General features: G+C 49.7%; 4 protein-coding genes and 1 pseudogene. 2 read left to right on the top strand and 3 right to left on the bottom strand.

What is annotated here, in order from left to right:
* Together HAV38_RS22195 and HAV38_RS21525 are read left to right on the top strand one after the other, a co-directional pair.
* Positions 1-608 (top strand): annotated as a pseudogene (locus HAV38_RS22195) (hypothetical protein); the annotation flags it as partial.
* A 185-nt stretch (positions 609-793) separates the two neighbouring features.
* On the top strand, positions 794-1,273 hold the full coding sequence (locus tag HAV38_RS21525; RefSeq protein WP_168057481.1) for a glycoside hydrolase family 25 protein: 480 nt from the start codon (positions 794-796) through the stop codon (positions 1,271-1,273).
* Between the two features lie 807 nt (positions 1,274-2,080).
* On the opposite strand, the gene HAV38_RS22400 is transcribed toward HAV38_RS21525, so the two are convergent.
* The 3 genes from HAV38_RS22400 to HAV38_RS21505 form a co-directional block, all read right to left on the bottom strand.
* A complete protein-coding gene (locus tag HAV38_RS22400; RefSeq protein WP_483413865.1) occupies positions 2,081-2,593 on the bottom strand; it encodes a DUF7868 domain-containing protein in 513 nt (170 codons plus the stop codon).
* Between the two features lie 77 nt (positions 2,594-2,670).
* Complete coding sequence (locus HAV38_RS21510; RefSeq protein ID WP_168057477.1) at positions 2,671-3,408, bottom strand: DUF2182 domain-containing protein; 738 nt, start codon at positions 3,406-3,408, stop codon at positions 2,671-2,673.
* Between the two features lie 15 nt (positions 3,409-3,423).
* A complete protein-coding gene (locus HAV38_RS21505; protein ID WP_168057475.1) occupies positions 3,424-5,052 on the bottom strand; it encodes a tyrosinase family protein in 1,629 nt (542 codons plus the stop codon).
* Positions 5,053-5,354 lie beyond the last annotated feature (302 nt).

Below are 5,354 nucleotides of genomic sequence, written 5' to 3'. Positions count from 1 at the left end.
AATTGCGATGGTGCTTTTGGCATGCCAGCTTTGAGAAAGCGGAGGATAAAATCCGACAGGCGCTTGTGCTGTGTCGAATCATCGTCGCAGAAACGCCTGCCTTTGAAGAGAGCTTGCGTCATCTGGACTATCGATTGCGAGATCTTTGGATGTACATCGAAGGCAACAAGACTTCACTTGTCGCCTATGCAAAGCGACAGAAAGAAAATAAGCCAATTTCAACGGCGATGGCAGAATCTGCGGTCAACCAAATCATCAATGCCAGAATGTGCAAGCGCCAACAGATGAGGTGGGCACCCCGCGGGGCGCATTTGCTGGCACAAGTACGGTGTGCCGTGATCAATCACGATCTCCCGGCGAAACTTGCCGCTTATTACAAGAAAATGAGCGAATTGCCGGAGCACATAAGCCGATTCCTTGAACTTTTACGGCGGGGGCTGAGCAAAAACCCCAGCCTTTTTAACATTCCCTTGGCAAAGCCGCTGGCAGCAAGGAGCAGATTACCAATCTACTTATTAAAATCAGTAGAACATCTTATTTTGAAAATGGAAGCCGACCTGATGGTGGCGAAGGAACGTGAGACGCCCCGCAGTACCACGCTGTCTTAGCGCCAGAAAATCCCGTGTACTCATCAAACGATGATAGCAACTTGCCATTTACTATCGATGCAACCTCATTGTTACCGTAACGATACTTACATCAGGGTACTCAGTACCGTAGAAGTAATTGAAGTGACTTTTATATGATCTGTAAGTATCTAGTCCAGACATACAACAAAATAAGGGAATCAGCAATGACAGTGAGCACCAATTTAAATGGCATCGACGTTTCACACTATCAGGGCCTAATCGATTGGTCGATCGTCAAATCTAATTCGATCGGATTTGCCTTTGCCAAAGCAACACAGGGCAGCAATATAGTGGACCCATGCTTCTCGACCAACTGGGCAAATATGAAAGCGGTAGGATTACTGCGTGGTGCATATCATTTCTTTGATTCTTCTTGCGATTCGCACGCACAAGCACAGAATTTTCTAACCACAGTAGGGAGTCTTGATGCAGAGGATTTGCCGCCAGTGCTGGATATTGAGGAGTTTTTGGGTGCTTACGGAAACACGGATTTGCCAACAAACGTCCAGACTTGGCTTGATGTCGTAGAGCAAGGATTAGGACGCAAGCCGATGATTTATACCGGCACATCCTTCTGGAATCAATATATGAATAATCAATTCGGCGACTATCCCTTGTGGATCGCCGAATACGAGGTCGCTTAACCGACGCTGCCTGAGGGCTGGACTAGTTGGACATTTTGGCAATCATCGCAAACCGGAACTATTGCGGGCGTTGTTGGCAATGTCGATATTGATGTTTTCGCTAGAAGCAATGATGACTTACTTGCGTTCTTGCAAGTGCCGTCTTCTACCCTACAACTTGGCGTACACACAGCATTGAATAGCCAAACCTATACGGTTCAGGCAGGCAATACGCTGTCAGGAATCGCATCTCAATTCGGTATCAGTTCAGATCAGCTTGTTGCTGCCAATAGTATCCAAAATCCCAATTTAATTTCGGTCGGAGAGGTTTTGACTATCCCAAGTTAACGTTGTCGCTATTTGATGCCGCGAAGTAGTCGGAAACGCCAGCCTCCTTAAATCCGGCACATGCCTCAAGATTCGCTTTGTATGCGGAGACATTCGGCTTGCATTCAATCTTGTAGTTCAGTTGGGACGGCTTCTCGCAGTGACGATAGCGACTTACCATTTATTGTCGATGTAACCCCATTGTTACCGTAACGATACTGACACTTGAATATTAAGTGCCATATATTAATAAGTAAGCGGACTACAAAAATGTAGCGTTTTGTATGAATACGAAAATTGGCTTGGATGAATACATGCGGTGCAGCGGCGGCCCGGACTCCTGCACGCTGGGATCAACGAAATCAAGCGCTTGGCGCGACGCCTCGGTGGTTAGCCCAGATGGGAAAAAGTATCGGTCGATGCAAACAAACGGCTAATTTCCCAATCCCGTGGGAGTTTTATGTCATTTGTTTAAAAATATCCCTCCAAGTCCGACGCCTGCTAGGCTTTCGTTGGTAGATTCTTGATAGTCTCGACGTAGATGCGCATCCGCTCTATCGAAATCTCCACACCATCGGGGAGCTTGTTACGAGGACGTATTGACACTTGGAGCTGAGTATCAATCGATAGCGCTGCGCCTTTAAAATGCGCGACCTGAGGCGTGATATCGAGGTAGCACTGCATACCGTTTGTTCCCTCTGAATTAGGCAAGCTAGCGTTCCTGAGTCCGAAAAGGCCAAGACTACCTAGGTATACCTCGCTGGTCGGCTTACCCCCGTCCGGTGCGGAAATCCTAAGATATACCCGAAGCACCGCAGCATCGAAAGTGCCTCGCATATTCTCTAACACCATGTATATACGTGAAGTCGTGCCGATTCCTCTCATAATCGCAAGTTCTGACGAGGTTTTCGACAATATCTCACCATGCACTTGCAAGACTGCCTCAACACCCGTAGATCGGACGTATATAGCGTCGTCACATGATGCAATAATTATTAAGCTAAGAGGCCCCATATTTTTACTCTGCTGGTTCATATAGGGAATCCATCGTACTTTAATTTTCGGATGGACCGCTTGAGCTGAGACAAGAATTACGCATGCCGACTCACGGAAAGGCTGTGATGGAGGTGCAGAGAAGCCGTTCGAAACCCTCGCAACCTCCAGTCAGGGCGCATCGGCGGATCCAAACGCTCGCAAAACATGATCAAGGCGACGATAACCATGCCTGCGATGTGCCACTGTGAAAGCGATTCGGCAAACAGCATGAGAGCCCAACATGAACCAAGACACCACATTCCATGTTCCAAACCGAAACGAAGCACGTCAATATCCGCCCTCCAGCCAAACGCGGCTAATGGGCGATGGTTATGGCATTGATTCAGACACCGTTGTTTGAGGGGTGAGACCTGCCAAAGACAAGCGATAAAGACAGTGACCCATGCTTGAAAATGCCCGTTTTGCATATCTTGATTCACAACCGCCTCCAGCGCCTTCATCGCTAAGCACGTGATAAACCAAATCGTCAAATATCCGATCAAAAAGAGCGACGCGCTCCGCCATTGCCGATCACTAAACGAGCTGATCCGGATATGGAAGAGCGGTGGCAGGCTTATGGGAGCCATCATAGCGACGATCATCAGCATCCACCCTCCGCTGACCGACAACATCCAATTCACCGTGGATCCTTGAGTCCAGCGTGAGCCACACATAAATACCGGCAGCTCCGGCCCCAACCAGAAAGGTAGCGCAACAATGGTTACCCACGCCACAAAACTCGTCACTAAGATATAGATCCGGATTCTGGTGAATTCATTTCTGCTGTAGATCATGGCGGTGGTGGTCGCTCAATACGGCTGGCGATAGATGCTTACCCGACCCACCTCGATATCGGTGGACTGAGGAAGCTCGTTCGATCGCACCAGGTTAACTTTAATTCTCCCGGAGGATAGCTTGTTCTTAACGTGCAACTTATCCACGAAGCGCGATATGTCGAGGACAAAGGTTAACCCAGCGCCGCCGTGCGCTCCGTTCTTGACGCTTGCGCTACGTAGCCCGAAAAGGCCTACGCTGCCGGCGTAGTGGGCCCGAAGCGTGTCGCGATCCGCATGCACAGGTAGGTCGATATAAACCCGGAGCACCGTTGCGTCCTGTGTGCCGCGCACGTTCTCCAGCTTAAGATACAACTGATCAGGGGGGGTAGATATAGAGGCTTGCTGAAAGCTTCCAACTACACGTTTTTGCACATCTGGGTGAAGCGTGACCTCAATGGGCGTACCGCCCGTATTGGAAACCTGAACTGGCCCGGCATTTGCACCAAATAGTTCGGCAGGCTTCCGTTGCGTGACCTTGCTCGGCAGGCTCTTAACTACGTCGGCGGCGCTGATCGCGCCTAGCGCGAACAATCGATGCGCGAGCAAACTCACAGCGGGTTTTAGCGGGGCCGTAACGTCTTGATAAGTGTAGTCCAAGCTCGAGAGATTTTGTACATCGCCGGGTGTATATACCCAAGGCTCATTATTGGGCATGGGCATCACAAATTGTGGTGTGGGTCCGTTGAGCCAATTGAGGTCGGTCGGGTTGGTATTGCCTGCTCCGTTCCAAACCGCCCACATCCGATCGATGTTGCAATGATGCAGGTAAAAGATGGGATCGAGCGCTGCGGTGTCTGGATCGGCCATCAACCCAAAGTCTGTGCTATTGATGTAACCACCGACGTAGACATGCACGAGATCATGCGGGTTTTGTTCGATATTCCCGTGAGCGCTGCCCCCGTGCGAAAACCCCGACTCCGGCCCACCGAATCCGGGCAACGGCGTTGCCGTATCTGAACCCGTATAGATATCGTTTTGCAAGCAGGTATCGGTCACATCCCCAAATTGTTGCCAGTTCAAATCTTGATTATGCGTACCTTCCCAAGCTTCGGTTGGAATGTAGATATTGCCATTATTGTCTGGACCGTAGCGCATAGCCACGTAAAGAGGATTGGGCGTACCATCGAGTAGTGTGGTGGCGCCAAATGCCGGTGGCATCAACGCTTCGGCGGGTTGCGATCCGCCAAAGTAATCCCAGTACGGAAGTGCCCAGGTGTTTGGACCGCCTAGGCTCACAATGTCTGCGCGTAACTGCGCCTCTAGCGCCAGTAGGTAACCGCGATGCCAAGGAAGAAAATACCAACTGCCATGTTGGCACTGATTCCAAAACTTGTCTTGGGTTGCTTGGACCGGCAGCGGCGTGGTCGGCACACTGGGTGGATTATTGATAGATCCCCATCTAATAAAAGCTGGTGCAGCTTGGTACTCAGCTGTATCGGGATTCACGAGCTCACCGTGGATTGCTGCGAAGAACCACCAGCTGGCCGGATCGTTGAGCGATCGCCCCATCATTTTTCCGACGCCTTTGGCGTACCACAGAAGATCAGCATTATTGAAAGTCCCGCCGTCATTCCAAGCATTCGTGCGCATGTAATTTGTCATTTTTTCTCCGCTTTCTATAAAGTATCTTTAAGGTAAAGTGTTGTAATCTTCTGCTTCACATTCTGGACACCGAACCGGTCACCATGTCGCAATTCTTAACATCTTCGATCTAAGTGAGAATTGTTGGGCCACAGTCGAATTTGGTATATAAAATATAGGTGGTTGAGTATCCTGATGTAAGTAACGTTACGGTAACAATCAGGCAACATAAAAGGCAGAGAAGGGACTGTTAAAAATGTGGGGGGGTAATTGCCTATAATCATGATGAGCAGAGTGCTCGGGTGTTGGAAATGAGGGGGGAG

The organism is Glaciimonas immobilis (assembly GCF_011947285.1).
Classification (GTDB): Bacteria; Pseudomonadota; Gammaproteobacteria; order Burkholderiales; family Burkholderiaceae_D; genus Glaciimonas; species Glaciimonas immobilis.
This window is presented reverse-complemented; position numbering and strand designations above follow the sequence as displayed.